Origin of the sequence: Motilimonas sp. E26, assembly GCF_021278025.1 — a bacterium.
GTDB lineage: Bacteria > Pseudomonadota > Gammaproteobacteria > Enterobacterales > CBDFNC01 > Motilimonas.
Genome location: NZ_JAIBHJ010000016.1, coordinates 36,809 through 63,220, shown reverse-complemented (window position 1 = coordinate 63,220; position 26,412 = coordinate 36,809). Strand labels below are relative to the sequence as shown.

Annotated in this window: 26 protein-coding genes; 16 read left to right on the top strand and 10 right to left on the bottom strand. The window is 43.1% G+C overall.

Features of this window, described 5'->3' with window-relative positions; genetic code table 11:
* Window positions 1-152 precede the first annotated feature (152 nt).
* Together K1M91_RS13950 and K1M91_RS21540 are read left to right on the top strand one after the other, a co-directional pair.
* Entirely contained in the window at window positions 153-1,265 is a 1,113-nt protein-coding gene (locus tag K1M91_RS13950; protein ID WP_232802653.1) for a substrate-binding domain-containing protein, read from the top strand.
* A gap of 119 nt (window positions 1,266-1,384) precedes the next feature.
* The gene (locus tag K1M91_RS21540) at window positions 1,385-1,987 is read left to right on the top strand and encodes a WHG domain-containing protein (protein ID WP_232802652.1); all 603 of its coding nucleotides are present in this window, start codon (window positions 1,385-1,387) and stop codon (window positions 1,985-1,987) included.
* Between the two features lie 305 nt (window positions 1,988-2,292).
* On the opposite strand, the gene K1M91_RS13940 is transcribed toward K1M91_RS21540, so the two are convergent.
* On the bottom strand, window positions 2,293-3,339 hold the full coding sequence (locus tag K1M91_RS13940) for a PLP-dependent cysteine synthase family protein (RefSeq protein ID WP_232802651.1): 1,047 nt from the start codon (window positions 3,337-3,339) through the stop codon (window positions 2,293-2,295).
* A gap of 127 nt (window positions 3,340-3,466) precedes the next feature.
* On the opposite strand from K1M91_RS13940, the gene K1M91_RS13935 reads away from it, so the two are divergent.
* Window positions 3,467-3,961, top strand: coding sequence for an Lrp/AsnC family transcriptional regulator (locus tag K1M91_RS13935; RefSeq protein WP_232802650.1), 495 nt, complete (start codon window positions 3,467-3,469; stop codon window positions 3,959-3,961).
* Window positions 3,962-4,052: 91 nt separating this feature from the next.
* On the opposite strand, the gene K1M91_RS13930 is transcribed toward K1M91_RS13935, so the two are convergent.
* Window positions 4,053-5,054: a metal-dependent hydrolase gene (locus tag K1M91_RS13930; protein ID WP_232802649.1), complete on the bottom strand. Its 1,002-nt coding sequence runs from the start codon at window positions 5,052-5,054 to the stop codon at window positions 4,053-4,055.
* 70 nt (window positions 5,055-5,124) lie between these two features.
* On the opposite strand from K1M91_RS13930, the gene K1M91_RS13925 reads away from it, so the two are divergent.
* A complete protein-coding gene (locus K1M91_RS13925) occupies window positions 5,125-5,793 on the top strand; it encodes a DUF2161 family putative PD-(D/E)XK-type phosphodiesterase (RefSeq protein WP_232802648.1) in 669 nt (222 codons plus the stop codon).
* A gap of 61 nt (window positions 5,794-5,854) precedes the next feature.
* Here the strand turns inward: K1M91_RS13925 and K1M91_RS13920 are convergent, their stop codons facing one another.
* Window positions 5,855-6,178 (bottom strand): hypothetical protein, encoded by a 324-nt coding sequence (locus tag K1M91_RS13920; protein WP_232802647.1) that lies wholly within the window; start codon window positions 6,176-6,178, stop codon window positions 5,855-5,857.
* A gap of 354 nt (window positions 6,179-6,532) precedes the next feature.
* On the opposite strand from K1M91_RS13920, the gene K1M91_RS13915 reads away from it, so the two are divergent.
* Window positions 6,533-7,075 carry a hypothetical protein gene (locus K1M91_RS13915; RefSeq protein ID WP_232802646.1) on the top strand — a complete coding sequence of 181 codons (543 nt, stop codon included), beginning with the start codon at window positions 6,533-6,535 and terminating at the stop codon, window positions 7,073-7,075.
* A 1-nt stretch (window position 7,076) separates the two neighbouring features.
* Here the strand turns inward: K1M91_RS13915 and K1M91_RS13910 are convergent, their stop codons facing one another.
* Both K1M91_RS13910 and K1M91_RS13905 read right to left on the bottom strand, forming a co-directional pair.
* Window positions 7,077-9,098, bottom strand: a complete 2,022-nt coding sequence (locus tag K1M91_RS13910) for a GGDEF domain-containing protein (protein ID WP_232802645.1) — start codon at window positions 9,096-9,098, stop codon at window positions 7,077-7,079.
* A 208-nt stretch (window positions 9,099-9,306) separates the two neighbouring features.
* Window positions 9,307-9,996, bottom strand: a complete 690-nt coding sequence (locus K1M91_RS13905) for an NUDIX domain-containing protein (RefSeq protein WP_232802644.1) — start codon at window positions 9,994-9,996, stop codon at window positions 9,307-9,309.
* Between the two features lie 235 nt (window positions 9,997-10,231).
* Between K1M91_RS13905 and nadE the strand changes: the two genes are divergently transcribed.
* From nadE to K1M91_RS13885, 4 genes are all read left to right on the top strand, one after another.
* A complete protein-coding gene (gene nadE / locus K1M91_RS13900) occupies window positions 10,232-11,062 on the top strand; it encodes an ammonia-dependent NAD(+) synthetase (protein ID WP_232802643.1) in 831 nt (276 codons plus the stop codon).
* Window positions 11,063-11,144: 82 nt separating this feature from the next.
* Window positions 11,145-11,804, top strand: a complete 660-nt coding sequence (locus tag K1M91_RS13895) for a UPF0149 family protein (RefSeq protein ID WP_232802642.1) — start codon at window positions 11,145-11,147, stop codon at window positions 11,802-11,804.
* Between the two features lie 9 nt (window positions 11,805-11,813).
* A complete protein-coding gene (locus K1M91_RS13890) occupies window positions 11,814-12,302 on the top strand; it encodes a hypothetical protein (RefSeq protein ID WP_232802641.1) in 489 nt (162 codons plus the stop codon).
* Between the two features lie 349 nt (window positions 12,303-12,651).
* Window positions 12,652-13,005, top strand: coding sequence for a DUF6572 domain-containing protein (locus K1M91_RS13885; RefSeq protein WP_232802640.1), 354 nt, complete (start codon window positions 12,652-12,654; stop codon window positions 13,003-13,005).
* Between the two features lie 51 nt (window positions 13,006-13,056).
* Here K1M91_RS13885 and K1M91_RS13880 read toward each other — a convergent pair whose 3' ends face one another.
* The 4 genes from K1M91_RS13880 to K1M91_RS13865 form a co-directional block, all read right to left on the bottom strand.
* Window positions 13,057-13,743, bottom strand: a complete 687-nt coding sequence (locus K1M91_RS13880; protein ID WP_232802639.1) for a pseudouridine synthase — start codon at window positions 13,741-13,743, stop codon at window positions 13,057-13,059.
* A gap of 105 nt (window positions 13,744-13,848) precedes the next feature.
* Complete coding sequence (locus tag K1M91_RS13875; RefSeq protein ID WP_232802638.1) at window positions 13,849-14,646, bottom strand: transporter substrate-binding domain-containing protein; 798 nt, start codon at window positions 14,644-14,646, stop codon at window positions 13,849-13,851.
* Between the two features lie 103 nt (window positions 14,647-14,749).
* Complete coding sequence (locus K1M91_RS13870; protein WP_232802637.1) at window positions 14,750-14,941, bottom strand: hypothetical protein; 192 nt, start codon at window positions 14,939-14,941, stop codon at window positions 14,750-14,752.
* Window positions 14,942-15,034: 93 nt separating this feature from the next.
* Window positions 15,035-15,991, bottom strand: coding sequence for a DUF3369 domain-containing protein (locus K1M91_RS13865; RefSeq protein WP_232802636.1), 957 nt, complete (start codon window positions 15,989-15,991; stop codon window positions 15,035-15,037).
* Between the two features lie 290 nt (window positions 15,992-16,281).
* Between K1M91_RS13865 and leuA the strand changes: the two genes are divergently transcribed.
* The 6 genes from leuA to K1M91_RS13835 all read left to right on the top strand — a co-directional run bounded on the left by leuA (window position 16,282) and on the right by K1M91_RS13835 (window position 23,103).
* Complete coding sequence (leuA, locus tag K1M91_RS13860) at window positions 16,282-17,973, top strand: 2-isopropylmalate synthase (RefSeq protein ID WP_232802635.1); 1,692 nt, start codon at window positions 16,282-16,284, stop codon at window positions 17,971-17,973.
* 312 nt (window positions 17,974-18,285) lie between these two features.
* Entirely contained in the window at window positions 18,286-18,681 is a 396-nt protein-coding gene (locus tag K1M91_RS13855) for a hypothetical protein (protein WP_232802634.1), read from the top strand.
* A 173-nt stretch (window positions 18,682-18,854) separates the two neighbouring features.
* Window positions 18,855-19,625, top strand: coding sequence for a phosphatase PAP2 family protein (locus K1M91_RS13850; RefSeq protein ID WP_232802633.1), 771 nt, complete (start codon window positions 18,855-18,857; stop codon window positions 19,623-19,625).
* Between the two features lie 131 nt (window positions 19,626-19,756).
* Window positions 19,757-20,185 carry a copper resistance protein NlpE gene (locus K1M91_RS13845; protein WP_232802632.1) on the top strand — a complete coding sequence of 143 codons (429 nt, stop codon included), beginning with the start codon at window positions 19,757-19,759 and terminating at the stop codon, window positions 20,183-20,185.
* A gap of 93 nt (window positions 20,186-20,278) precedes the next feature.
* On the top strand, window positions 20,279-22,027 hold the full coding sequence (locus K1M91_RS13840) for a DEAD/DEAH box helicase (protein ID WP_232802631.1): 1,749 nt from the start codon (window positions 20,279-20,281) through the stop codon (window positions 22,025-22,027).
* A 110-nt stretch (window positions 22,028-22,137) separates the two neighbouring features.
* A complete protein-coding gene (locus K1M91_RS13835) occupies window positions 22,138-23,103 on the top strand; it encodes a TDT family transporter (RefSeq protein ID WP_232802630.1) in 966 nt (321 codons plus the stop codon).
* 218 nt (window positions 23,104-23,321) lie between these two features.
* Here K1M91_RS13835 and K1M91_RS13830 read toward each other — a convergent pair whose 3' ends face one another.
* The gene (locus K1M91_RS13830; protein ID WP_232802629.1) at window positions 23,322-24,206 is read right to left on the bottom strand and encodes a LysR substrate-binding domain-containing protein; all 885 of its coding nucleotides are present in this window, start codon (window positions 24,204-24,206) and stop codon (window positions 23,322-23,324) included.
* 456 nt (window positions 24,207-24,662) lie between these two features.
* Here K1M91_RS13830 and K1M91_RS13825 point away from each other — a divergent pair, with 456 nt between their 5' ends.
* Window positions 24,663-26,294 carry a diacylglycerol kinase family protein gene (locus K1M91_RS13825; protein ID WP_232802628.1) on the top strand — a complete coding sequence of 544 codons (1,632 nt, stop codon included), beginning with the start codon at window positions 24,663-24,665 and terminating at the stop codon, window positions 26,292-26,294.
* The last annotated feature ends 118 nt before the right edge of the window (window positions 26,295-26,412 follow it).

The window sequence follows — 26,412 nt, the reverse complement described above, 5'->3', positions numbered from 1 at the left end:
TTAATCAAGTAGGCTGTCGGCGTTAGCGACAGCCTATTTTGTGTATTAACGGTTTAGCTTAAAGTGGCTGCCTTAGGTAAGCAATTATGGTTAATTTATCTTATACTCTACGCCGTTGATATATGGCTTGATGAGATAAGGATTGTTTGCCAATGAAGCTCATTTTTTCGCTACTTGCGGGATTCTTATTTACTGCTTCAATCGGGTTTGCTCAAAGCAATTCATCGTCTGAATACTGGCCGCTTGATGAATTTTATCAGGCTTTCCCTCAGCAAGTAGAGCTTTCCCGTAACTTTGAGCAATTAGTGCAGGGAGAGAGCCAGCCGTTGACGGTAGAGCAAGATAAAGAAATTCGTATTTTTGTGGTTTACCCTGGGCACCAAGTATCCGACTATTGGCGCCGCAGCATTGCTTCTTTTACCGCGCGCTTAGATGAGCTAAATATTCACTATCAAATATATAACCATTACACTCGGCCAACGGTTGCAGTTGAACAGCAACAGCGCTTGATTGAAAAAGCCGAGCGCTATCAACCAGATTATTTGATTTTCACTCTGGACGTATCAGAACATGCTAACTTGATTGCTCATGTTCTTGAGCAAAAGAAAATGAAACTCATTTTGCAAAATATAACGACCCCCTATAAGGCGTGGCAAGCCAACCCCCCTTTTATGTACGTGGGGTTTGACCATGTTGAAGGCACTAAACTGTTGCATGGCTACTTTACTCAACATTACCCCAAGGCAAAGTATGGCTTGGTTTATCGTAGCCCTGGTTATGTGAGTGAAATGCGTGGTGATAGTTTTATTCGCATGCAAGAAGCCGCTGGTGCGCAATTGGTTGATTCTCATTATTCGGATGCATCCAAACACGGCGCAGCTGTGGCGACTCGAGACATGCTTAAGAAGCATCCGCAAGTTGATTTTGTCTATGCTTGCTCAACAGATGTGGCGTTTGGAATTACCGCAGCATTAGTGAGAGACTCGCAATTTGAAGGCCATAAAATTGCCGTTAATGGTTGGGGGGGAGGTGACAAAGAGTTAGATGCTATTTTGTCTGGTGAGCTAGATGTGACCGTGATGCGCATGAATGATGATAATGGGGTGGCAATGGCAGAAGCCATCAAGTTAGATCTTCAAGGTCGAGCAAAACTTATCCCGCAAGTCTTTTCTGGTGATTTTAAGCTTGTTGACAAGCGTATTCATCCCGCTAAGTTAGAAGAGTATAAGAAAAGAGCGTTTCGCTATTCATCAGCTAGCCAATGACCCTAGCAAGCGTCATCTTTTCACTGTATTTTCATTAAACTTTGGTTTCATCAAATACATAATAAGTAAATAGTTATAGACTAGTCGCTGACTTTATCTGTTATCAAGGAGGATAACCCGTGAGTGAAGTGTTAAAAGTAACCATTATTTCTGATGTGATCGCTGCGCTAGATGCAGGAGAATTAAAATTAACGGATGTTGAGTCGGTGGTCGCACATACTGAACATAGTTATGCAAGTGTCATAGATACTTTTGTTGATGATGTCGGCTTAAATTTTGAATTAGCCAAACAAGCCAATCGGTTATTAGCACGCTTTATTTCCAGTGCAGATTATCAATTAACGCCAGCCGAACGTTTGATCGACATGGGTATGATGTATTTGGACTTTGCCGAAAGCCATCCCGGCTTATTTAACTATATGTTTAGTTATGAAGATAAAGACAAATGGTTGGATCAAAACTTTGCGGAAATTGCACATGCAAACTTTGCTTTGTTACAGCAAACTATCAAAGAAGGCATTGAAAAAGGTGTGTTTGTCGCAAAATATGAACCTGTTTTATCCCTCTCTGCTTGGTCGATGATTCAAGGTTTGGCACACATTCAATCAAACCGGCTGTCACCATTATCAGAGTCGCTATCGCAAGAAGCGAAGCGCCAAGTATTAGAGAATCTTTATTCAGGTTTATTAACCGACAGTTATAAGGCAGTTTATAAAGCTTAAATGAGTCATTGTATTGATTTATAAGCTTTTAAAGTTATCAGTCAAACGTCTTCTATGGGCAAGCAACAGGCTCAAGCAAAACTGAGGTTATTTGTTAAACCTCAGTTTTGCTTATCCAAAATTCGGCTTACTTAAACTAACCCGAGTTCTGGATAAGCAAAATAGTCTATTTCCCCTGCAAAAACACGGTGAATATGTCCCTACAGGCTTTGCGTTTTCATCTCTGAAAACGAAATTTTTCAGTAAAATATACTGTATCCATTTGTAATAGGCTTAAGCAAAACTGAGGTTAACTAGTAGCAGTGTTAATGCCATTGGGCTAGCCAAGCTTGGTGCTGCTGTAGTGAGCCAATATGCCGCTCAACCCACTTTTCATCGTAGTAGCAGTCTAAATATCGCTCACCGGAATCACATATTAGCGTCACTATTGAGCCGCTTTCTTGTTGTGATTGCATTTGTTGCGCCAGTTTAAGCACACCAAAAAGGTTCGTGCCAGTGCTAGGGCCCACTTTACGATTCAATTTCTGTTGTAACCAAAGCATGCAAGCAACACTAGCAGCATCGGGCACGGTCATCATATTGTCTATTACACTGGGAATAAAGGATGGCTCAACCCTTGGTCGACCAATGCCTTCGATACGGCTGCTGAGGTGGTTAGTGAGATCTTTCCTACCCGTTTGATAATAAGAATGAAACACCGAATGTTCGGGATCCACCACAGTTAATTGGGTGGCAAGTTGCTGATAACGAATGTAACGGCCTATGGTTGCACTGGTCCCGCCAGTGCCCGCGCTCATTACAATATGGCTTGGTTGCGGGTGTGGCTCCAACTGCATTTGTTGAAAAATAGAATCGGCAATGTTGTTATTGCCGCGCCAATCTGTTGCGCGCTCGGCATAAGTAAACTGATCCATATAATGGCCATTAAGCTGATCAGCTAATTGTTGTGCTGTGCTATAGATTTTCTCTGTTGAATCGACCAAGTGCGCTTGACCACCGAAAAACTCAATTTCTTCTATTTTCTTTTTCGCGGTGCTTTTGGCCATTACGGCAATAAAAGGTAATCCGAGTAGGCGAGCAAAATACGCTTCTGAAATAGCCGTGCTACCACTTGAGGCTTCAATGATAGGGGTGTTTTGTTTGATCCAGCCGTTACACAGGCCATATAAAAATAACGATCGTGCTAATCGGTGTTTTAAGCTGCCCGTAGGATGCGTGCTTTCATCTTTAAGGTAGATATCTATTCCTGAGAATTGCGGCATATCGAGCTTGATTAAGTGAGTATCGGCTGAGCGTTGTATATCCGCTTCGATTATTTGTATAGCTTGTTGGAGCCAAGTCGATTGCTGCATGGGCTGTGTCCTAAATAGATAAGATCTCAATGATAGAGAATATTAGGGAGAAAAAATGTGCTAAAAAATCTTATTAACACCTATTATTTAGAAAATTTTTCCGTAATTTATCCAAGGTAAGAAATTTATGCTAGATAGGGTCGATTTGAAGATATTAGCGTTGTTGCAACGAGATGTCAGTTTGTCGGTCAGTGATATCGCTGAGCAAGTTAACTTAACCACAACGCCTTGCTGGAAGCGAATTAAAAGACTGCAAGATGAAGGTGTTATTCGTCATAAAGTTGCGTTACTCGATCCTCTGCAACTTAACTTAGATTTGACTGCCATGGTACAAGTTAAAACGCAGCAACACAGCGTCGCTTGGTCGGAGGCATTTTTATTGCAAATAAAGGACTTGAATGAGGTAATGGAATGCTACCGGATGGCGGGTGAGTACGATTACATGCTCAAAGTGGTGGTAAAAGATATGCGTAGCTTCGATGCTTTCTACAAAAAACTCGTAAACCGAGTATCGGGGTTAACGGAGGTGACGTCTAGTTTTGCCATGGAGCAGCTCAAATATACTACCGAGCTGCCCCTTTCATCGGCTTTGATCAAGGAAGAACAGCCAATTCAGTCGTGAGTATTGGCTAATGCCTTTCCATCTTTGATGGCAATGCTATGACAAGCCATCAAGGATGAAGGGGTTATCGAGCAATATTCTAACCAGGTGATTATTTTGAATCATTACTGGGATTGGCTTTGGCGATATTTTTATAGCGTTCAACTAATTGTGAAAAATCAGCTATAGGTGGGGGCAACTGGATTGGCGCCATGGTTTGCCATAGGTTGCTGTTTGATTCACTTTGCGCAATGGCAAAGCTGAATGGGTAATACCCGCCCATACCAAGGCGCAGGTCTGTCACTTGCAATTGGTCATTGAGTGGTGAAAACATGAGCAAACCTTGGCTAAACCATTCTAGCCGCTCCAGCTCGGCAGATTGATATTGGTTCAAATATTGACGACCTGTGCGGTAGTGTTGCCAATGTATTGGGTGTGAGTTAAACACATAGGTAAAGCCTTCGGCGTAACTGTCTTGTTGATAACGCAAAACGCGCCAAGCCAAAATATTAAAGGGGGTTGGTGCTACAAAAATTTGCTGGCCCGCGGCTTCATCAGCACTAAGCTGTTGCTGTACCTGCCATTTAGAAAATTGTCCTGCAGCCAGATACAAGCAGCTAAAAGTTAATGCGTAAATGTTAATTTTTTGCCAGCGTGGAGGACGTTTACTTATGGCTAGGCCAATAATGGCGACGAGTAACGGCAAGGTGTAAAGCGGGTCGATAATAAACACGCTGGACCAAGAAACTGGCGGAGAGGTGAGTGGCCACCAAATTTGCGTGCCATAGGTGGTAAACGAGTCGAGTAGTGGGTGGGTGATTAACGCAAGCCAAATAACCAAAAAACCCGCCCATGGGTGTTCTTTTACACTTTGCCAATACTGCCGAGCCAGTAAAAAAAATACGCCTGATAGAGCTGTTAGGACAAATAAGGAATGACTAAAACCGCGATGGCTAGTGTAATTGGCAATATCATCGCCATAGTTAACCAGCACGTCCATATCGGGCAGCGTACCCAATAGTGCGCCCGTTAGTAATACTTTTTTGCCAAAGGGTTTAAACCCTATTGCAGCGGCAACTGATGCGCCGAGCGCAATTTGCGTGACTGAATCCATAATAGTAATTTTCCTTTTGCGGTAAGATGCCACAGCGGTTGACTTAAAACATTACTTTACTGTGTGAGTTATGACAATAAAACGATTAGAAACCGATTTATATCTACCCATTAAAAACATGTTAGAGCAGCAAGGCTTTATTGTGAAAGGTGAGATAAAGCAGTGTGATGTTATGGCTGTGCGTGATGAACAGGTGCTGGTGGTTGAGCTTAAAACCACCCTAAACTTGACCTTAGTGCTGCAGGCCGTAGAGCGTTTAGCATTAACTGATTACGTTTATATTGCGGTGCCCGCGGATTGCGCCCCCATTAAAAAACAGCAAAAAAGCATTGTTAAGCTATTACGGCGCTTAGGTCTTGGCTTAATTGTGGTGGCGTTTGTTGGCGAACAAACCTATGTTGAAACAGTGGTTTCACCGGGTGATTATCAGCCACGTAAAAACCATGGCAAAGTTAAGATGGCTTTAAATGAGTTTCATCAGCGTCAGGGCGATCCTGAGCAAGGGGGAGCTAATAATAGCAGTAAGAAAATGACCGTTTACCGACAGCGAATGATACGGCTGGCGCTTTATTTAGAAAGTCATGGTGCGACTAAGGCCGCGAATGTGGCGCAAGATATTAATGAGCCAAAGGCCGGAACTATGTTAGCGAATAACTTATATGGTTGGTTTGAGCGCGTCTCGAAAGGAATATATCAATTGTCTAAACAGGGACGAACTGAGATTGATCAATGGCGCTAGCTCATGCCTTTAGTTAATAAGATTTGTTTGGTCGGTTTAAGCGCGTCTGGAAAGGTATTTTTCAATTTAATGACGCGACCAAGCGACGGTAACTCATGTCTTTAGTCAATAAGCCAGCGTGATTAAGCTTATTCGCTAGTTCAATTGGTGCGACATCAAAAAATTGGTTCTGCGCAAACTTCAAGCCGCTTACTATCACTTCATCACCTTCACGGTGAGAAATATACAGCTCAAAACTGCGTAATGTTTGTAACTCTTGTTTTAATGCAGTTAGGCTTACTTCGTCGCTGATGCTAAAGCTACGAACTTGATGTTGATGGTAAAGCATGACTTGTTTATAGCCATGGATTTCACTCATTCTGGCTAATGCTTGCGATAATGACATTTGCATTGTTCCTTGCCCCCTAATTAAACACTAATATTTAATACATTCGCATTACAGTTTAGTTAAACACTGTCATTCTTTTTTTGGGGTTAAAAACTTTTATTTGTGAGCGCCAAGCGACTACTTTGTCGCGCCTTAATTAGCAAGCGCCGAGCAACCCTCTCTGATGGCCTCTTGGTGTTTCCTTGCGGCAGATATTTGAATAAGAAAATGTTTCTATTGCTCAAAAAATATTAATTCAAAAGTATTAGGGGTTTATGTTCACGCTTTAGTTTATTGGTGTTTACTCAAAAAAAGATAAAGTTGATAATTCAATGGCTTGATGCTTAACCTGAATTTACCCTAGGACAAACAATGAAAAAACTGATTGGACTCCTCATATTGATCGTGGTGGCGGTACTGGCATATCGCCAATTTCTAACGGCGGAGCCACTGCAAACTTATTATTTTAAAACCATCCCTGTTTCGATTGCGACTCGACCCGATGTAAATGTTGAATCAAAAGTCACTGAAGAAATGACCTTTGAACTTGCCAGCTCTGGGGCGAAAGACAAGGTGGTTCTGACTGGGTTAGTGTTAGATACAGTGGTAGAAGACATGACACAGCAGTCTATTGAAGAGTTAGACCAAGAAGATTTCTATGAGTTGATCAGTAAAATGGATAAGCGACTAGCGAATGATTCGGTGAGTTTAATTGAACGTGGCTTCGTTGAGCAGGCTGGCCAACGAGGCTATCGAGTTGTATTTAATCTTAATAACAAAGGCAAAGAAATGATAATGGAGCAGCGTATGTTTGTTTATCAGGCTCATATGCTGTTATTAATGACGATGCATCAAGGTGGCTTGGGTGATGAAAAAACCGCTGAAGCTTTTTTTGATTCACTGGTATTTCTTTAATTTAAGGGAGCGTATCAAGGGTAAAAATGGCTAATTGGTTTTTGCCGTTTTTCTTGGCTTGGTAAAGTGCGACATCGGCTTGGTTTAGCAATGTTTTTTCGCTTTGTGGTTGCGCATTATCCAGCTGAGCTATGCCCGCTGATAAGCTAATAAAGCCTAATGGGCTGGCTTGGTGGGACAGTTTTTTGCTTGCCAGCGACTGAATGGCTTGGTTTATTCGCGCTGCTGCCTCAGTTAAGTTAACACCTAACATGACCACCGCAAATTCTTCACCACCATAACGAGCAATGGTGTCATCTGCGCGGCGAAAGTGTGTGGCGAGTAAGTGAGCCACGCTCTTAAGGGCTTCATCTCCTTGCAAGTGTCCATAGTGATCGTTATAAGGCTTGAAGTTATCAATATCTAACATGGTGACGATGAGCGGTAGTTGGTGGCGGCAGGCTTGATGCCAAGCGCGATTCAGGCATAAGTCCAGTGAACGTCGATTTGCGACCCCCGTTAATGAATCGGTTTGAATTAGCTGCTCTAGTTTTAGGTTGGTTTGAGCTAGGTTTTGATTGGCTAGCTCAAGCTCTAATGTACGCAGTTGAACCTTGTCTTCTAATTGTTTGTTTAATTTTATTAAGTCTTCTTCTGCTTGTTTGCGGGCAATCATTTCAGAAAGGTTCGCGCCGAAGATCCTTATGAGTTGCTGGGTGTGTAGGTTCAGAGTATGGCCGTGAACCAAATTATCAGCAAAGATAAAGCCGATGACTTTATTATCGCTGCGCAATTGTAAAATGGCATTCCAACCTGTCCCTACTGGCTCATTATTGTGATAGAGGGTCGCTGGCTCCTCAACCACAAGGACATTTTCATTAGCGATGGCGTCTTGAATTAAGGTACTTTTTGGAACTAAGGTGTGATACCAGGTTTCATCGACTAGTTGGCCGTTGATATCCGTTCCATAAGTACCACGAATCGTCTTACCATTATCATCACTCAAAAAGATAGCCACTCGATCCAGCATGAGTTCTTTTTTGGCAAGCAATACTGCGGCGCGGCATACATCCAGTACGGTATCGGCATGAGACAGCTGTTCGAAACTGTTGTAGAGCATTTTTAAACTTTCTTCAGCACGTTTTCGAACCAAAATTTGGCTGAACATGTGGGAAAACGAGCGCAGGATTTCTTTATCGTGCCGCGTTATAGGTTTGTTATTTATGAGGTTATCCAACGCTATCCAGCCGAGAAATGCTTCACCATCACGCAGGATCAACATGGCATTCCAGCCGTGGCCAACAATGTAACTGTCGGTAAAAAGAGGCACGTCTTCTAACACGACAAAGTAGTCTTTGGTCTCTAAGCAAGTTTGCATAAATACGGGAGACATTTTATGTACATCATATACATGGGTGTGCTCATCTGTCGTGTTGCCATGAGCATCGGTACCATAGGTTGGGTTAAAGGTTGCTGTTAAGGGGTTCATTAAAAATAACGCTGAACGGTCAAAGCCGAGGGGTGAGCGCAAACTTTCAACGGCTTGTTTATGTAACTGATCAAGAGAACTTGCATTACTCAACTTTAAATTGATATTTTGCAATAGCATTAAGGATTCTATAAATTGCGCTTCTTGGATTTTTTGTTCTTCTGCTTGTTCAGCAAACGCTTGCTTAGCTTGTACTTTTTTCTTTAACAGCTGCTGGTTTTTTTGTAGTTGATATTGATAACCCATTTGTCTAAGTAGACTTGCAAACTGTGGCCGCTGTGTCAGCCAAGAAAGTGAAAAGTGTTGGCTAGCAAACACAATACATAAGTCAGGGCTAATGGCTTTCGGCCAAGCTAATATGTGCCAGTTATTAAGTGGTATAAATTGGTAGTGCCAACCTGCTTGGTCTCTTGCCATTGCATTTGTAAGTTGCTGGTGAGGCAGTGTTTCAGTGTCTGTTTGGTCAAACACACACGGTTGGCCTACCGTTTTTAATGCCAATTGGTGGGGCTCTGGAACTAAATCAATTAATCTAGTTTCAATCGCTTTACTCATCGACAGGAACAACTCGAGCGTCAAGGCAATCAACTCGCTTGATTGTTGGCACTGTTCGAGCCGTTCTTGTATCTCATTAACTTGTGTGACCGATAAATCCAATTTTTCACTCGCATAGCCAAAGTGTCTATTCTGAATAATATAGGCAAAAACTTATCTGGTTTAATTATTTATTAATTTACGACATAGTAATCGGCTAACTTTTGAACTAAATCGATGTTTCTACTTCGGTATGAATTGTGCTGTGACCCTTCATTAACTGATCAAAGTGAACCAACAAATGCTGCTCTGCACCGCGATAAAGCAGTGCCGGACGGTTTTGGCTTCGGTCTTTTTCTCCTGTTTCGACCAAAATATCAGGGCGATTCATGCGGCGCCGAAAAGCTGCTTTAGGTAATTTGCTGCGTAATATAGTTTCAAAAGCGTCCTGAAGTTCAGGCAAGGTAAATTGATCTTGAAAAAAATGCACGGGCAGGCTGGTGTATTGAGATTTGCTTATTAAACGCAATAGCGCCTGTTGGATTAAGGATAAATGGTCAAATGCCAAATTAACTTTTGAGTTAATTAAGTCAAACACATTGATCCACTTACAGTGGGTAAATACTTTTTGCTCGGGGGTAATAATAGCCAAGAATAAGCAGCAAATTGACCAGTCTCTTGGATCGCGGTGATTATTGGCTAAGGTGTTTACTTGCTCTAGATAGGCACTTTCTATGTGGGCTCGTTGTTGCAAAATGCGGGTGGCCGTGTCGCGAATATCTGTATCTTCTGCTGGTTGGATCCCCCCTCCGATTAAGCCAAATTGATTAAGGTAAGGCTCACTTTTACGCTTAGACAGCAAAACTTGTAGCTGTCCTTGCTGAAGTCGAAAACAACATACTTCGATAGTGCCAATCATTTTTTCGCCCTTGGTTAAATAGATATCTTAAGTATTGCACAGGTACTTATATGAAATTTAGTTACTTTTATCCATTTGGTAAAGAGATTACAGCGATAAACTTGCTATGTTTTATGCGTTTAGCACAATAATTGGCCTCTTTAGGCCTGAGTTGCTCATGCCAAGCTTTGCCCAGTGGCTCGATAATGCTAAATTTGTTGCCTATTTATCGTTAGCTGCAATAAAGGATACAAGTATGAAGGCGCAAATATTGGCTGAAATGAAGGTTCAGGCTGAAATCGATGTTGAGTTTGAAATTAATCGACGCATTGCATTTATCCAGTCACGCCTAACTCAGTCTGGTTGTAAAAGCTTAGTGCTTGGTATTAGTGGCGGTGTTGACTCCAGCACTGCAGGCCGTTTGTGCCAGCTCGCTATTGAAGGTTTAAATCAGCAGCAAGACGGTTCCGATTTCCAATTTATCGCCATGCGCTTACCTTATGGTGTGCAGCAAGATGAAGATGAAGCGCAATTAGCTTTAGATTTCATTCAACCAAGTCAGCGTGTCACGGTTAATATTAAAGATGCCGTTGAAGGTTTACATGCCGCCAGTGTCGCGGGCTTGCTGACGTCGGGTTTGAACTTGCCGGAAGAAGGGGCCGTTGATTTCGTAAAAGGTAATGTGAAAGCGCGTCAACGCATGGTGGCGCAATATGAAGTGGCCGGTTTGACCCGCGGGCTAGTGGTTGGAACCGATCATAGCGCCGAAAACATTACTGGTTTTTATACCAAGTTTGGTGATGGCGCTTGTGATTTAGCCCCTTTATTTGGTTTAAATAAACGCCAAGTGCGATCAGTGGCGAGCGCCTTGGGCGCGCCAGAATTGCTAGTAAATAAAGCGCCGACCGCTGATTTGGAGTCTCTAAAACCACAACTTGAAGATGAAGTGGCTCTTGGTATGACCTATGATCAAATTGATGACTTTTTAGAAGGTAAAACGGTGCCAGCTGAGATAGAGGCAAAGTTGATTGCAATTTACCAACGTACTCAGCACAAACGTCAGCCTATACCTACTATTTATGACTAAGTTGGCGCTCTAGGCCCAACCATTATCATGTATTTTTCGGTGGCTATTTGATTGCCGCCGCACTATTTTTGGATTGAATAACGTGGAACTAGCTTCAAGTCTCAGCCAGCAAGACGAAATATTACTATCAGCCTGGTTAAACAGCGCCGAAACACCTAATAACACTTTTTCGTTGATGGCGACAAAAGGGTTTTTATTCGCTTTGGTTTGCGCCCCCAAGCCAATAGAAACCGATGTTTGGTTAAGTCAGATTTTAGGTGGTGAATTACCTGCAGATATAGCAGAAGACAAGCTATTTGCTTTGATTACGTTACACAATCAAATTGGTAATCAAGTTTATGAAGAGGGCATGAAGCTGCCGCAACAATTAGAATTTTCGGCGGGCTGTGAAGCTAACTTTCTTGCAGGGCATCCGCTACACGAATGGTGCTTAGGCTTTGCGGTAGGCAGTGGTTTTTATGCCCAAGATCTCATGGATGCTTTGCCGGAAGATGAAGATTTATTTGAAGCATTTTCGATGGCTTATATGACGCTGAGTTTTTTTGCCAGTAAAGCCAACGCAGAAGCCATTGCCGAATTTCAAGATCATGGCGATTTACAAACTTTTAGCCAAGAGATGTATGGCCTCATGCCTGATTTTAGTTTGGGTTTTGCTGCGCTAGTCGAAGAAGCGGCGTTAGCTTCAGGTTTAATTGCTGAAGATGATTGGGACGAAGAAGTCGATGCCGATGACAACCAATAGGTAGTAAACGTGACAGAGCAAATTTTAACTTGGATGCAAACTCTCGCGCGTGAGCATGAAGACGAATTACATGGTTGCGCAGTATTGAAGCCTTACTTGAAGGGCTATTTTCCTGAGCCGTATTTACAGCAAACCGCGTTCATGGTGGTGGACACCTTGCCATTGCCAAACTTAACTGGGCTAAAAGGCATGTTGGCGCAGCAGTTTATGCCGAAAAATTTGCGTTCAATTTCATATGCCCACGGCTACTACATATTGCGTGAGTATGCTGATGATTGGTCTCTGCATTGCCGAGAATTGGTGCATTTAGCACAATGGCGGCACCTTGGCGCAGAAGGCTTTTTAGAGCAGCTGTATCAGCAAGTAAAGTCAGATGGTTACCAGCAAGCAAGTTTAATTAAAATGGCTGATGCAGTGGTTGAACATTTTAGGCAAGATAGTGAACTAGATAATATTCCAGCATTAGTCGTGCAAAGTTTACAAGCGGTAGAGAAATAACATGAGCGTATTATCTAGACAGTGAACCAGATAATATTCCTGTATGAATTAATAGTCGTGCAAAGTTTACAAGCGGTAGAGAAATAACATGAGCGTATTATCTAGACAGTGAACTAGATAATATTCCTGTGTGAATTAATAGTCGTGCAAAGTTTACAAGCGGTAGAGAAATAACATGAGCGTATTATCTAGACAGTGAACCAGATAATATTCCTGTGTGAATTAATAGTCGTGCAAAGTTTACAAGCGGTAGAGAAATAACATGAGCGTATTATCTAGGCAGTGAACTAGATAATATTCCTGTGTGAATTAATAGTCGTGCAAAGTTTACAAGCAGTAGAGAGTTAACATGAGTGTAGAGCAGTTAGAAAAAGTCGACTTGATGAGCATCGACAAGGAAAACGAAACCTTAGTGCTGACCATTTTAGATGCCCTTGAGTGGGATGAAGAGGATGTACACTTATTTACGCTGCAAAGTAAGATTAATGCGTATCTTGAGTTTATCCGTACCGGGGAGGTATATAAGGCGGAGCCTGAGGCCCAGGGCATGCGTATGGCGATAGAAGCTATGTTTAAGCATAAGCCCCATGCCGCAGCTGAAGCCTTTCTGGCAAAAGTGGAAACCATGCTTTACGAGCAAACCCGAGTGAAATTTAGCTATGGTCCCAACCCCGCTACCGGGTATGTGGACAGCGATTCTTAACCGTCAATGTCTGTTTATGCGCGCGAGCATAAGTGTTCGCGCGTCTTTAAATTAAAATTGCGCCATCTCTTGGGCGGTTAAATAACGCCACTCTCCTTCCGCCAAATCTGTTAAATCAACGTGGCCAATAGTGGCGCGATGCAATCCAATCACTTTGTTATCTAACGCCGCAAACATGCGTTTTACTTGGTGATATTTGCCTTCCTGCAAGGTGATTTTTACTTGCGTTGGACTAATCATCTCAAGTTTGGCTGGCAGCGTTGGCTTGGTTTCATTATTAAGCATTATGCCTTCTTGGCAGCGCTCAACCGCGTCTTCGCGTAAAGGTTCAGCTAGCGCCACAAAATAAGTTTTTGCACAACTTTTCTTTGGCGAGGTAACGCGGTGTGACCATTGGCCATCATCGGTGAGTAGCACTAAGCCTGTGGTATCCACATCGAGTCGACCTGCTGGATGCAGTTTATCTTTTTTCTCATGCTCTATGAGGTTTAGCACACAAGGGTGGACTTCATCTTGGGTCGAGCAGATATAGCCTTGTGGCTTATGTAGGGCAATGTAGATAGGGCCGGTTAATGTTAGGGGGGAACTATCAAATAACACGGTTTTTGTGATATCTATTTTTTGTGCTGGGTTAGTGATCAGTGCATCCGCTACTTTTACTCGGCCGCGTAGAATCGCTTTTTTGGCGTCAGCCCGAGACAGCTTGGTGGTTTCACATAAGTATTTATCTAGACGCATGCCAATTCTCTTTCTTGATGGTATGAATGGCGATCCACTCAATAAGCTGCAGTCTAATCAAGAATAGGCAGTGAAACCAGTGGATATCGCTTTAGTTGGTATCCCTTACCTTAAAGGGATCGACCTATAGTGTATTTTGCGCGATAAATTGTAGTCTTTAGCCAGCTTATCCAAAGTGCCACTGCTCTCAAGTAGCTGAAAGTATCCAAGCAATTCATCTTGTGAAATAAGTGCTCGATGACTCAACAAAGCTTGATGCTGGTAGCGCTGATCCCAGCGCTTTGAACTTAATAATAATTTTTTACTTTCAGGGTGTTGTTTTAAATAAAATTGCAAGTAAGACCAAGTAACAGGAGCAACTTCGCCTCGCTCTCTTAATACTGCCTCGATACTGGCGTGATTGTTGTTAACGAACGAAACATCAAATTCTTTCTTGAGCAAAGCTTTATCAGTGATATCACGGGTAATGTTGTAATGATAACCATCGACTAAAACCAGCTTTTTACTTTTTAGGTCCTCGAAAAAATCTTGGTTACGATCGGGTCTATTCTGTGTGATATACACTTCGCCGTCATCGAGTGGGAGCGGAATGGTGTAAAAGTTGACGTGTTGCCAGCCCCACATTTTATTTTCAAATAAGATTAACTCAAAACGGTTACGGCTGAAGGCTTGATATCGATATAGGCTTGACGTTGAAACAAAAGTGAAGTCGTATTTATCTTGTATTTTATTTAGCTGCTTAAGTACGTCTAACGTTAAGCCGGAATAGGTGCCATCAGGCGCTTTGGTTACATAAGGAGAGAAAGGATAACCGCCAACCTTAATTACAATTTTGGCGTGGGCGTATGCACTTAATGAAAAGTAGAATAAAAAAAATATTGATAGTGCAAAGCGCAGCAACATAAGCTTTTATTATTTCTTAATAGTGAAAATATAAAATAAATATAGCTTTTTTATCTGTGTGTTGACCAGTGCGAAAGCTATTTATTGCTGCGCAAGCTATTTGTTACAGTCCAACCTGTGTTGTTGCGTTATTTTCCCAGAGGGAAGTGAACACAATTTCTTGTTCTTGCATATCACAGCTGGCGTGGAAACAATGTCCCTTCGGGTCTTGATGTGTCAGTACAATTTCCTTTCTTACTCTTTGCTTTTGCTGTGTTTTTTTGTCGTAGTCAGCGCAGAAAATAATGTGAGCCATAATTGCATCCTGTGATAATGATATGCTGACACTATATGAAGAATAGGGCTACCTCACTATCAGGGATAACCCATATATTTACTGAGTAAGAGGTTATTTTTTGTGATCGCTGCGATTAAATACACTAAAAGCCGTTGCCACGTGATGGCAATACACCTCAATTAAATGCTGGTCGTACTCAGAAAACTCATGGCGAGGTTTGCCCCGCGAATAAAGTATATGTTCTGAGCCTTCCTCGGTTCTGAAGTAAGCGATATAACGATCGCCATAATATAGGCTATTTTGAGTGCGATGTACTTCGCTTAATTCTGCTTGGATACATTCAGGTAGTTTATGGATTTTAAAATCTGAATATTCAGCAAACTCTCCGATCCCCACTAACACCTCTCGTTCGTCTGTATTTTCCGCAATGCGATAATACAGGGCGTCATCGCCTAAATGCAGTAAGGTGGTTAATTGCGTTAATACATGAGTGGCAAAGTCATGAATAGCTTGTTCGTGTAAGAGTTCATGTGAGTATTTTATCATCGACTCAAGACTACGTTTGGTCAACTCAATGGCCTGTATATCGCGATAGTTTCTGAGGGAGGCATAGATAGTGGTGCGTAGTTTTTGTGACGTCAACTCCGCTTTTTCTTTGTAGTCGTTAATATCATACTCAACAATAACATTAAGCTCTGGTGCTTGCCCCGGCTGGCCTGTGCGAAGAATAATGCGGGTTTGGGTATTTTGTAATTCATCGCGCACATATTTAACCACATCTAAACCAGCATGGTCTGTTTCCATGACTACATCAAGGAACATTAAGGCCGTGTCTGGATTTTCTTTGATCATTTTCTTTGCTTCGGCACCCGAATAAGCACTGATGGTTTTAACGGGTAAATCCATGAACTCCATTTGATGGGTGACCATGCGCGTCACGGAGTGAATGTCCTGTTCGTCGTCAACAATCATCACTTTCCAATAGCGACCTTCTGCTGATTTAGCGTGTAAAGTTTCCTCTGCAGGTTCATCATCCTCAAAAATTAGAATGTCGTCATCATCTGCCATGTTAAAGCCTTGTTTGATTGCTGATCGAAGCGGGTTAATTAAGGTTTTAGACCTCGAGTCGGCCGCTGTCTAGGTTAAGGTTGAAATTCTGTTAGGTAGAGCATAACTGGTTTAGGGTGAATTATTTAATCTATTTCGGTTATTGTGGCTATTTTTACCAACTATGTGAATTATAAGGGTGAATTATTGCGACTATTGATGGTAATGAATCAAAAATAGCGCAGTCATTGCGTGTGTGGCTATTTATACTGGTGCTTCTTCACAAAATAAGTCAATGCTAAGGGTTTTTTATGTCGTCATTTAATCACAAAAAATATAAAGCGTTTCAACCAATAAAAATGGTTAACAGACAATGGCCAGACCAAGTGATTAGTCAGGCTCCACTCTGGTGTAGTGTGGACTTGCGCGACGGCAATCAAGCCCTGATTGAGCCTATGTCGGTAGAACAAAAAAAAGTGTTATGGGCTTTGTTAGTTAAAGTTGGCTTTAAAGAGATTGAAGTGGGCTTTCCTGCTGCATCACAGCCTGACTTTGACTTCGTACGCTGGTTAATAGAAGAAGACCAAATTCCTGACGATGTGACCATTCAAGTGCTGACCCAAGCCCGCCCAGCTTTAATTGAACGTAGCTTTGAGGCATTAAAAGGGGCAAAACGCGCTGTTGTACATTTATATAACTCCACCTCGACGGTGCAGCGTGAGCAAGTATTTAAACTTGATCGTGCCGGTATTCTCGATATTGCGGTAAAAGGCACACAGTGCGTAAAAGCGTTAGCACAAGCAAACCCTGAAACCCAGTGGACCTTGCAATATTCGCCTGAAAGCTTCACGGGTACAGAGCTGGATTTTGCGGTGGAGATTTGTGATGCCGTAGTCGCGACTTGGCAGCCAAGTGGTGGGGAAAAGGTGATTTTGAACTTACCAGCGACGGTTGAGATGTCGACGCCGAATGTGTATGCCGATCAAATTGAATGGTTTATTAATCATGTCGCGCAGCGTGAAAACGTCATCATTAGTTTACACACTCATAATGACCGTGGTTGTGGTGTTGCTGCCGCTGAATTAGGCGTCATGGCTGGAGCCGATCGCATTGAAGGTACCTTGCTTGGTAACGGCGAGCGTACCGGCAATATGGACGTCGTGACAATGGCGATGAACCTTTACAGCCAAGGCATCGATCCTGAGTTAGATTTCTCCAATATTGATGAAGTGGTGCAAGTGGTTAAAGCTTGTACTCAATTACCAGTGCATCCACGTCATCCTTATGCTGGTGAGTTAGTGTTTACTGCGTTTTCTGGTAGCCACCAAGATGCAATTAAAAAGTGCTTAGCATTACGCCAGCCTGACGATATTTGGAATGTAGCTTACTTGCCAATTGACCCAACGGATTTAGGTCGTGATTACCAAGAAGTGATCCGTATTAATAGTCAATCGGGTAAAGGCGGCATAGCGTGGATTTTAGAGCGTGAATTAGGAGTGCAATTACCGCGTTGGGCGCAAATTGAATTTAGTAGCGTGGTGCAAAAAACCGCCGAACAAACCGGTGCAGAAGTGTCAGCGCATCAAATAAGCGATCTATTTAAAACGACTTATCTATCAACCACGGGGCCGTATGTGTTAGGTGACTATCACATTGAGCGTAAGCACAGTGATCATGTTAAAGCTAAGCTTGAATATCAAGGACAAGGCGAGGTAACAGCATTAGAAGTGGAAGGCATTGGTCGTGGCGCGCTAGATGCTTTTGTTAATGGCTTGCAACAACAAACGGGCCTAGCCATAGACGTGATTGATTTTGCTGAGCATGCCATGACTTCGGGCGCGGAAGCAGAAGCGATTACATATCTATTAGTGAAGGTTGAAGACACGCGTGTATTAGGTGTTGCTGTGCATCAAGATATTATGACCGCCTCGTTGGGCGCAGTGTTAACTGCGTTAAACATTTACACCGCGCAGCAAGTTGCTGAGGTGGCGGTAGCGGGTTAGTTCCTCTTTTAGATTGAACCCTGTTTAGTTTTGGTGATAGCCCCAGATTAAGCATGGTTCACTCTGCAAATCGCGCTAGCCACCCTTGGTTGCTCAACAAAAAGCGTCCCTGCCTTTTTATGTCTGCCGATTGAATAATGCTTCAACTATCAAAAATACTGAAAATAATTAGTTTTACATCTAGGTATCAAAATTGATTTTAAGTTTTTGTTATTAAAAGAATAGTGCTGTTGATATGTTGTTTTTAAGAATGCCATATTTTATTCTGAATTAAGAAACTTCGTTTGGCCTATCAAATAGAGAGCTTTAAAAATGATTATCGATTATGTGCAGTCTTTTACCTCAGTTGTATCCGCTTTAGCGGCGGCCTTTGCTACGTATTACGCTTACAGGGCTATGCGAGAAAACAAAAAAAATATATTTCTGAAAGATAGGAATCGGCTAGCCTTAGCTCTGCACCGGCTACATAAGGAGTTTCAGCATGAATGGATGTCTTTTAAATTTTCAGAACATATTGAAGCTCAGAATATAATACTCGCTTCAAAGTATATAATTTCTACTGAATTATATGATGAGTTGATGGTTCTAATGGTTCAATTGCATAAGTTTGAGAATGATGAAAATCGATCAATGGGGACTAATGACAAAGCAGAAGAAATAGACATTCTTTTCAAGAAGGTCACATGTAAGAACAGGCTTGATGAATGATCAATAAGTTGAAATGAGGCAACAGTGGTCAATGTAGCAGACGTTAAAAGGCAGGGATGCCTTTTTCCGAGCGACCATGGATGGCCCGAGCGATCTGCAAAGTTGACCGACTGTTGCCAAAGTGATTGTTTTAGTAAGCTCAAACTTAAGGCGATAAATAATAAGGGGCAGCTGTGGTTTGGAACAAAATGAAGTACGTGGCTTGGCTGGTTATCTGGTTGATTTTATTGGCTACGCCCAGTGTGTTATTGCTTGAGCATCAAGCGCTATTCCCTTGGCTTGACTTAACCAGTGGGTTTGCTGCCGCAACTTATTTGTTAACCTCAACGGGCACAGCGCCTTATGCGGTGATGACTGTGGTGATCTTTTTAGCGGTGAGCTATTTTTGCATTCCTAAACCTAACTGGCTAAGAATGACAGCGGCCATGGCCCTTAGCTTGCTCAGTAGCCTTGGATTAAATCATCAGTTGAAATCGTATTTTGCGGAAGCGCGGCCTAACATTACGTTTCTTGCTAGCCAAATGGGCTCTCCTGTTGATCTTTATTCGTTTTATAATCAACATTCTAGCCAGAGAAGCGCGTTAGTTGCGCAGGCTTTAGAGCAGTATCAGCACCCTGATAATCGCGCCCAATTAACCACCCAACCGCCGCTCCAAATATCGCCGACGATCCAACAACATTGGATCAATGAAGTGGGGTATGCATTTCCCTCTGGCCACACTATTTTTGCCACCACATTAGTACTCACCGCGAGCTATTATTTATTATTATCCGGTGCGCTTGGTTTGAATATTATTTTGCTGTGCTGGGGCGCGGCAATGGGACTGAGCCGAATGTTACTGGGTATGCATTGGTCGCAAGATGTTTTAGTCTCTACCTGCTTAGCGGCGGTGATCAGTGTTGTCTGTATCAGCGTTATTGAGAAAGTCCAACGGCCAAAATAATCACCGCTACAGCGCTGCCATGGTTTATTGCAGGGCTGAGCTTGGGGCAATGATGTTGGCGCGATCAGACCAATGCATTTTGTTCTTTAGATGCTACCCTAGTTCGCAGTTATTCATTGTGGAGTATGTAAATGAAACAAGCGCCATTTTTATCGTTATTAGCAGCATTAGCTCTGGTTGGTTGTCAGTCAAAACAAGCGGCTCAAGAGACCAAAACGACAGCACCTGAAACCATGATAGTCGTGGATGCTGCCAACGCCCGTTCGTCATTGGATTGGAATGGCGTGTATCGTGGGATTTTACCTTGTGATGATTGTGATGGCATTGAGATTTTTATCGAGCTCAAGCCCAATAATACTTATGCGCTTAGTCGTAAGTTTCTTGGCAAAATGGGCGTTGCGGTTGTTGAAGCTGCGCCATTTACCTGGAACGATGCAGGTAACACCATCACTATTGAAGGTGGTACACAGTTTTTTATTGGCGAAAATAAAATGTGGCTAGTTGATGAGAATGGTGAGCGCCTGATGGATGATGCTCGCGCTATTCTTAAAGAAATGTAATTTGCCAAACAAAGGCGTGCAGCCGTCATATCGACTCTGCACTAAGCCGCGAGTTGGGTATAATAAGGCTGAGTTAATTACTGAGCCTTTTTTATGCCTAAATTTACCCTGCGCCCTTACCAGCAAGAATCGGTAGATGCTACGCTGAATCACTTTCGACGCAGTGATGCGCCTGCGGTGATTGTGTTGCCAACGGGGGCGGGGAAAAGTTTAGTGATTGCTGAGCTGGCAAAATTGGCGCGGCGTCGGGTGCTGGTACTGGCACATGTGAAAGAGTTGGTTGAGCAAAACCACGCGAAATATCAAAGCTATGGCTTAACGGCGGGGATATTTTCCGCTGGTTTAAAACAAAAAAACACCCAACACCAAGTTACTTTTGCCAGTGTGCAATCGGTATCGCGCAACCTTGAGGCATTCGCCAGTGAGTTTTCGTTGTTGATCATTGATGAATGCCATCGCGTTTCGGATCAAGACACCAGTCAATATCAGCAAGTGATCCAAAAGTTGCGTGAGTTTAACCCCAAACTTAAAGTGCTAGGCTTAACCGCTACGCCTTATCGCATGGGCACAGGCTGGATTTATCAATACCACTATCACGGCATTGTACGCTCCCATCAACCGCGAGTATTTGAGCGCTGCATTTATGAATTGCCATTGCGTTATATGATCAAAAATAAGTTCCTGACTCCACCCAAGCAAATTGACGCAACTGTTGCCATGTATGACTTTTCTAGTTTGTCGGCCACGGCCAATGGGGAATATAAGGCGGATGATGTTAACTTGCTGCTCAAACAACAGCAGCGCGCCACCTTGAGCATTGTGCAGCACATTACCCAGCTTGCCCAACAGCAGCAGCGCCAAGGCATTATGATTTTTGCCGCCACCGTGATGCATGCCAAGGAAATTGCGGGTTATCTGGCTGGCTATTCTTGCGCCTTGATCACTGGTGATACGCCAACCCCTGAGCGCGATGCCTTGATCCAAGCTTACAAAGCGAAACAAATTCAATACTTGGTTAATGTGTCGGTGCTCACCACGGGATTTGACGCCCCTCACGTTGATTTTATTGCTATTTTACGCCCGACCGAGTCGGTCAGTCTGTATCAGCAAATCGTTGGTCGGGGTTTGCGTTTAGCGCCGGGTAAAGAAGACTGTTTAGTGATTGATTACGCGGGTAATCAATATGACTTATATGCGCCAGAAGTGGGTGAGAAAAAGCCTGCGAGTGATACGGAACCAGTGCAAGTATTATGTCCGGCATGTGGCTTTGCTAATGTGTTTTGGGGCCGTACTGATGGCGCAGGTAAGGTGACTGAACATTTCGGTCGGCGCTGTCAGGGCTTTTTCGAAGAAGATGATGGCACGATTGAAGCCTGTGATTTTCGCTTTCGCTTTAAAAATTGTCCTAATTGTAATGCTGAAAATGACATTGCCGCGCGGGTGTGTCACGAATGTCAGCAGCCCTTGGTGGACCCAGACGATAAGTTAAAGGCAGCATTAAAGTTAAAAGATGCCTTAGTGATCCGATGCTCGGGTATGGTGTGCAGTGAGCATAAGGGCAAATTGAAAATCACTTATTTTGATGAAGAGGGCTTAGAGCTGCAGGAATACTTTAACCTTGCGAACAAAGGCCAGGCGTTTATTTTTAATCAACAATTTGGTCGGCGTGTTGATCAAGGCAGTGCGCCTAAGGTGTTTACTCAGCTGCAACAAGTACTCGATGAGGCCGAGCACTTAATTGCACCTGATTTTGTGATTGCGCGTAAGCAAAAGAACTTTTGGCAGATTAGCGATAAAATATTTGATTATGAAGGGGCGTATCGTAAAGCGAACCAGCTGTAGGTTTTATTTCATTCGTTAATTAATATTTAACACTGCATTAAATATATTAAAATATTCTTACCTTGTTGATTAGCTTACACTCAGTGTATGTAGTTAATGAGGCACACACCATGAGAAGTATCAGACAACGAACCACTATGATCCATACGCCAATGGCCGGTCTTGCGCTAGCCATTGCGAGTTTAGGTTGGGGTTGGGATCAGGTGTCCAATGGTGCGGGGCACTTTCAGTTGTTAAGTGCGCAAGTTGCTGCATTACTGCTGTTACTGTTGCTGGTTAAATTTGTATTACATCCCAATAGCCTACGGGCTGATCTTGCCCATCCTGTGGTGGGCAGCGTAGTGCCTACTTTCGCCATGGCGAGCATGGTGGTGGCGAGCACGTTTGCTAGTCATCATGTATTGGGCGCTAAGTTGGTCTGGTTAGCAGCGATTGCCTTGCACATTACTTTTTTACTGATGTTTACTTACCACCGTGCGCGTCAGTTTAAGTTAACAGATATGGTGCCAAGCTGGTTTGTGCCACCAGTCGGGATTATTGTGGCGGCACTGACTTGTCCTGCGGTGCAATTTAATGGCTTAGCAACTGTGCTACTCTACTTTGGCTTAACTTGCTATGGCGTATTATTGCCCTTAATGCTGTTTCGTTTGTGTTGCTGTGGTTCATTACCTGTTGCTGCTAAACCAACATTAGCTATTTTAGCGGCGCCCGCCAGTTTAGGTTTAGCTGGGTACTTAAACTTAGTGACTCAACCCGATTATCATTTGTTAGCCGTGCTTTTGGTGTTGGCAATATTGATGACCGGCTTTTTGTACTTAGCCTTCTTTCGTTTACTGCAACTACCTTTCAGCCCCGGTTACGCTGCTTTTACCTTCCCTACGGTAATCGGTGCCACTGCGTTGTTTAAATTAGCAGGCTACATCGAACAGCAGGGCCATAATCCTGCATGGGTTGAGGTGTTACAGCACTTGGCTAAATTAGAGCTGGTGGTTGCCACTGTGGTGGTCAGTTATGTCGCATTGCATTATCTGGTTGACCAAGTGCAAAGCCAACGCGGTTTTCAGGTGAAATGTTAATTAGCCCGAGTTATGGATAAGCAACACAGTCTGTTTTTCCTGCAAAGACGCGGTGAATAGACCCAAACAAGACCCTGTAAATAATTATCAACCAGAAGTTCTTAAGCTTGTTTGGGTATATATCCCTATATGCTTTGCGTTTTCATCCCTTAAACGAAATGTTGCTGCAAATATATACTTTATCCGCTGGTCATAAGCTTAAACAAAACTGAGGTTAATTAGCCATTAACACTCTGCTTTAAATGCTCGACAAAGCGTTGAAATAGTACGCTTTGTCTCTTGTTCTCTTGGAATACTAAATACAGTGGTCGGTATAACGGCTTGGCTAAATCGAGTGCCACTACCTTGCCGCTTTGCAGGGCATCGGTGGCGGTTAATTCGGAGATACAAGACAGCCCTAAATTACTCGACACGCAGTTAATAATGCCCATGGCTTCATTAAGCTCAAGGGCGAGGTGCCACTGGTTTAAATGTGGGGCAACTTCACGATTAAATAGGGCGCGACTGCCTGAGCCATCTTCTCTTAATACCCAATTTTGCTGATCGAACGCGTGCAGTGGCAGTTGTTTCTGTTGTGCTAAAGGGTGGTTGGGAGGCGCAATAATACACATGCTGTCTTGATGCCAAGGGATCAACACTTGGCCGGGTAAACAGACATTAGCTTCAATTAAGCCTAAATCGAGCTCGTAGCGGGCCACTAACTGGCACACATCACGGCTGTTCATAATTTGCAGGCTTTGTCTTTGATGGCCAGTCAGTTGACGAAATTGTGCTAACAACGCCGGCATCAGTTGATTACCAATGGTTTTACTGCAACCTATGTGCAACTCACCACTGAGCTGGTTGCCATCAAACAAGCTGCTAATTTCGTCACTGCGCGATAGTAACTCATGGGCTAAAGGCAGTAATAGCTCTCCTTGGCTGTTGAGTTTGAGACGGTTAGGCAAACGCTCAAATAGGCTTTGATTAAGCTGATGCTCTAGCTCTTTGATGGCCATGCTCACGGCTGGCTTAGTCAGTGAGAGGGCCAGTGCAGCCTGGCCGATATTGGCGCTTTTTGCCAAGGTGGTGAAGATGCGCAATTGCTTCAGCGTGATATTCATTAAATGCCTTCTCGTTAGTGCAATCTTTATACCCAAGTTACCTCAAGATGCTTGTTTAGCGAGAATTTGTAGGCTGTTAGGCGCGACGCTGATTTGAGACATAGTTATTCTACGTTGAAAATCAGCAACAAAGCATAACAGCCTACAAAACTCGCCCTTTGGGAGCGGCTCTGAATCCTGCATCTTGAGGTATCTTGGGTATATCATGGACAATGTTAACCGATGAGTGTTCACTAAGACTAATTTTACAAAGAGCGAGGTCTTGGAAGAAGTGTGTAACTTTTACCTAGTTCACTTTTATTTTGTAATATGTACCTATCGAGTAGTATTTTGATACCGGCTGAGAATGTTAAATATCTTTAACATTCATATTGTTATAGTTTTTTATGTTTAGGCATAAAACTTGAAGACCATACAGGTAACCGCGTATCGCTAACTATCAGGAGAGTCACTGCAATGAAAATGACCAAGTACTACGTGCTACTACTATTAATAGCAGCTTGCTTTGTTTGGTTTAGTTTTGGTCATTGGTATCTATTGATACCCAGCTTGTGGCTTTTTACTGCTCTTGCGAGTGTGACCTTTGCTTACACTATGAATTATCCGGCTTTATTTCGGAAGTCGGTGACAGGTCAAATTCCTTGGTGGGTTAAGCTAATTTTACTGCCTTACTTGGTTGGCGCTCAGTTGTATAACTCTTTTATGCGCTTGTACGACTCAGTGCCCGCCATACAACAAATTACACCAAACTTATATTTGGCTGCTCGGCTTTTCCCCAGCGATATTGAAACACTTAAAGCTGAAGGTGTTACCGCCATTCTAGATGTCACCTCTGAGTTTGATGGCTTTAATTGGTCGGCAGAGCAAGAAGGGCTTTATTATTTGAATATTCCTATTTTGGATCACTTTTCACCAACTGAGGCACAGCTGCAACACGCTATCCGCTGGATTGGTGCACAACATAAGTTAAAGCAAAAGGTGGTTGTGCATTGCGCCTTAGGTAGGGGCCGTTCGTTTTATATGACCTGTGCGTATTTGTTGATGTCTGAGCCAGATTTAACGGTCAGAGAAGCCATTGAAAAAATCCAAGCAGTTAGAACCACGGCTAGATTGAATGCGAAACAAATGAAGTCATTGCTAACCCTAAGTAAAGACATGGCAGAGCGAATAAATCCCCAGCTTCATTTGATTGTTAACCCCGTTTCAGGTTCAGGTAAGTGGCAACAGTATGCGAATCAAATTGTGGGCCAGTTAACGCAGCAATATGAACTGAATTTTTATTTTACTGAGCCTGACGTCAATGTTACTGATGCGGTGAAATCCATGCTGCAACAAGATCAAGCCATGACTTTTGTTGCCTGTGGTGGCGACGGTACGGTGGCTGAAGTGGCAACCGCAGTGAAAAATAGCCCACATCGTTTAGCTATTTTACCTTTTGGCACGGCGAATGCGTTGGCTCACGTGCTGTTTGGTGTTGGCACTAAAATTGATCCCATTACTCAAGCCTGCCAAGCATTGTTTAAAAATGAAGAAAAGCAAATGGATACCATGCTTTGTAACCAGAAAATTGTACTGTTAGTGATCGCCGTTGGTTTTGCAGAGCAAATGATCGATCAGGCCGATCGTACGCAAAAAAATCAGTTTGGCCAGCTTGCTTATATACAAGGCTTTATCAACGCGGTCATAGATAATAAAGCGCAAGACTTAAAGGTGCGAATAGATGAGGGTGAGCAGCAAGATTTTTCTTGTTGTAGTTTAGCGATTGCTAATGCTGCCCCGAGTACCACAGTGTTAGCGCAGGGTGGTGGTGAGCCTGATTGGCAAGATGGTTTGTTGGATATTACACAAATTGAGCATGATCCAAGTGTCACGCACCGAGTTTTAAGCTTGGTAGAGCTAATTAATAACTCTTTAAACAATGCGTTAAATGGTGAAGCGTCTCCTAACTATCGTGTTGCTCATTGCCAAGCGAAGAAGGTTCAGTTGTTTAGTGAGGCTGGCTTTCAATACAGTATTGACGGTGAAATAGCCCAGGCAACACAGTTGGATATCGAAGTGTTGCCTGCCAGCTTGCGCGTTATATGCTAGGGGCAATGATCTTTGGTGATGATTTTTATAACAAATGCTGTCCGAAGGGGTCGGCCAAAGCCCTTCTGGCGTAAACATTTTCTTTTTGTTGAGTAGTATTTGTTTAGGATGCCTAAGC

Coding starts and splice junctions, on each gene's coding strand:
- K1M91_RS13950 (WP_232802653.1), top strand. CDS start 153: ATGAAGCTCATTTTTTCGCTACTTGCGGGATTCTTATTTACTGCTTCA.
- K1M91_RS13940 (WP_232802651.1), bottom strand. CDS start 3,339: ATGCAGCAATCGACTTGGCTCCAACAAGCTATACAAATAATCGAAGCG.
- K1M91_RS13935 (WP_232802650.1), top strand. CDS start 3,467: ATGCTAGATAGGGTCGATTTGAAGATATTAGCGTTGTTGCAACGAGAT.
- K1M91_RS13930 (WP_232802649.1), bottom strand. CDS start 5,054: ATGGATTCAGTCACGCAAATTGCGCTCGGCGCATCAGTTGCCGCTGCA.
- K1M91_RS13925 (WP_232802648.1), top strand. CDS start 5,125: ATGACAATAAAACGATTAGAAACCGATTTATATCTACCCATTAAAAAC.
- K1M91_RS13920 (WP_232802647.1), bottom strand. CDS start 6,178: ATGTCATTATCGCAAGCATTAGCCAGAATGAGTGAAATCCATGGCTAT.
- K1M91_RS13915 (WP_232802646.1), top strand. CDS start 6,533: ATGAAAAAACTGATTGGACTCCTCATATTGATCGTGGTGGCGGTACTG.
- K1M91_RS13910 (WP_232802645.1), bottom strand. CDS start 9,098: ATGAGTAAAGCGATTGAAACTAGATTAATTGATTTAGTTCCAGAGCCC.
- K1M91_RS13905 (WP_232802644.1), bottom strand. CDS start 9,996: ATGATTGGCACTATCGAAGTATGTTGTTTTCGACTTCAGCAAGGACAG.
- nadE (WP_232802643.1), top strand. CDS start 10,232: ATGAAGGCGCAAATATTGGCTGAAATGAAGGTTCAGGCTGAAATCGAT.
- K1M91_RS13885 (WP_232802640.1), top strand. CDS start 12,652: ATGAGTGTAGAGCAGTTAGAAAAAGTCGACTTGATGAGCATCGACAAG.
- K1M91_RS13880 (WP_232802639.1), bottom strand. CDS start 13,743: ATGCGTCTAGATAAATACTTATGTGAAACCACCAAGCTGTCTCGGGCT.
- K1M91_RS13875 (WP_232802638.1), bottom strand. CDS start 14,646: ATGTTGCTGCGCTTTGCACTATCAATATTTTTTTTATTCTACTTTTCA.
- K1M91_RS13870 (WP_232802637.1), bottom strand. CDS start 14,941: ATGGCTCACATTATTTTCTGCGCTGACTACGACAAAAAAACACAGCAA.
- K1M91_RS13865 (WP_232802636.1), bottom strand. CDS start 15,991: ATGGCAGATGATGACGACATTCTAATTTTTGAGGATGATGAACCTGCA.
- leuA (WP_232802635.1), top strand. CDS start 16,282: ATGTCGTCATTTAATCACAAAAAATATAAAGCGTTTCAACCAATAAAA.
- K1M91_RS13855 (WP_232802634.1), top strand. CDS start 18,286: ATGATTATCGATTATGTGCAGTCTTTTACCTCAGTTGTATCCGCTTTA.
- K1M91_RS13845 (WP_232802632.1), top strand. CDS start 19,757: ATGAAACAAGCGCCATTTTTATCGTTATTAGCAGCATTAGCTCTGGTT.
- K1M91_RS13840 (WP_232802631.1), top strand. CDS start 20,279: ATGCCTAAATTTACCCTGCGCCCTTACCAGCAAGAATCGGTAGATGCT.
- K1M91_RS13835 (WP_232802630.1), top strand. CDS start 22,138: ATGAGAAGTATCAGACAACGAACCACTATGATCCATACGCCAATGGCC.
- K1M91_RS13830 (WP_232802629.1), bottom strand. CDS start 24,206: ATGAATATCACGCTGAAGCAATTGCGCATCTTCACCACCTTGGCAAAA.
- K1M91_RS13825 (WP_232802628.1), top strand. CDS start 24,663: ATGAAAATGACCAAGTACTACGTGCTACTACTATTAATAGCAGCTTGC.